A 374-nucleotide genomic window follows, 5' to 3' on the forward strand; every position below is an offset into this window, starting at 1 on the left:
ACTGGAGAGGGTTTTTGGCTTCCCGCCGAAGCTATTCCGACCTGGTAGCGGCGCTGGATAATTTCGATGGCCAAAAGAGCCCTATGGAGCTGCCGCGCCCCCAGGGACAGCTCTCGGTAGAGGAGTTGACGATAGCGCCCCCGGGCACACAACGGCCGACGGTTCTGAACGTGAGCTTTCGCCTGGCCAGCGGTGCAGGGATGGCGGTCATCGGCCCTAGCGGCTCCGGCAAGACGACACTGGTGCGTGGCCTTGTCGGGGTATGGAAGTCAATTCGGGGAAGCGTACGACTGGATGGAGCCGCACTCGATCAGTGGGATTCGGAACTGCTCGGCGCCCACATTGGCTACCTGCCCCAGGATGTCGAACTGTTC

At 62.0% G+C, this 374-nt stretch carries 1 protein-coding gene; it reads left to right on the forward strand.

All coding sequences use genetic code 11. The features are described from left to right. Window positions 1–14: 14 nt before the first annotated feature. A partial coding sequence (locus tag EN852_RS36190) for an ATP-binding cassette domain-containing protein (protein ID WP_348643530.1) occupies window positions 15–374 on the forward strand: 360 nt, incomplete at its 3' end.

This window comes from Mesorhizobium sp. M2E.F.Ca.ET.209.01.1.1 (assembly GCF_004010375.2).
Classification (GTDB): Bacteria; Pseudomonadota; Alphaproteobacteria; order Rhizobiales; family Rhizobiaceae; genus Mesorhizobium.